The sequence below is a fragment of the Moorena sp. SIO4A1 genome, assembly GCF_010672065.1.
Lineage (GTDB): Bacteria > Cyanobacteriota > Cyanobacteriia > Cyanobacteriales > Coleofasciculaceae > Moorena.
On the sequence record NZ_JAAHHX010000999.1, the window covers coordinates 1 to 1103 of the forward strand.

Consider the following 1103-nt stretch of genomic DNA (forward strand, 5'->3'; position numbering starts at 1 on the left):
GGAGTTGCTAACCATGATCTTTGTATTTCTAGTTTTCGGTTTTTTCTACTTGCAATAGATGTCAGAAACTTTTAATATAGGATTAATAATGATACAGAGCCCCATGGGCGGCCATTCCCTATGGGATAGCTTTGCTTCATCCACAACATGCATGATGAAACTCTTTATCCCCTGCTCCAGAGGCCTATTTTCGGGTTAGGGTTTAACTTAACGCAGGGCACTGTTGGGAGAACTGCCGTTAGCATGAAAACTCTCCGATTTCACTAGCAAAGCGTTCGTTGATGGGTGAACGTCGTCTAGAAAGTCTAAGTGGTCCCCAGCTTGATAACGCAGAGTCTCTGGGGTGCCAGAGATTTTCAATTTCCCTTTTTCGAGCATGACAATCCAATCGGCACGCTCAATCACTTTGGGGCGATGGCTAATCATAATTGTGGTTTTGCCCTGTCGGTGGGAGAGCAATTTATCTAGCGCTTGGGCTTCGCTCACCGGATCAAGAGCGCCAGTAGATTCATCTAAAATCAGTATTGGCGGGTCGGTGACTATCGCTCTGGCGATCGCTAATCTTTGCTTTTGACCACCAGAGAGGTTCGCACCAAATTCCCCTAAGACCGTTTGATATTTGTCAGGGAGTTCGCTAATAAACTCATCGGCACCGACTATCTGGCAAGCTTCGACAATGCTCTCAAAGCTGACGTCCGGATGGCTAAAGCGGAAGTTGTCAATGATCGAGCGACTCCAGAAGTTGGCTTCTTGGGGCACCAGCACTACCTGCTGCCGCAGGCATTCTATTGAGAGGTCTTGCTGGTTGTAGAGACCATAGCGGATATTACCAGATCCGAGGGAATATAAACCAGCAATTAGCTTAGCGAGGGTACTTTTGCCACAGCCAGATTTACCAATCAAGGCAATGGCTTTACCGCCTGGAATCGTGAAGGAAAAATCTTGCAGCAGGTCAACTCTACCGGCATGGTGGAAGTTGAGGTTAGTGCAGGTAATATCTGCATTGCCGGGAATTTGGGCCCAGGGCTTTTTGAAGTCGTTTTCGTCTTCTGGGGTGGCGTCGATGACTTCTGTGAGGCGTTGAATGACAATCTGGGCAGTAA

General features: G+C 47.7%; 1 protein-coding gene. It reads right to left on the bottom strand.

What is annotated here, in order from left to right; all coding sequences use genetic code 11:
• Positions 1 to 207: 207 nt before the first annotated feature.
• The coding region (locus F6K53_RS44770; protein WP_293087500.1) for an ATP-binding cassette domain-containing protein at positions 208 to 1103 on the bottom strand (896 nt) is incomplete at its 5' end.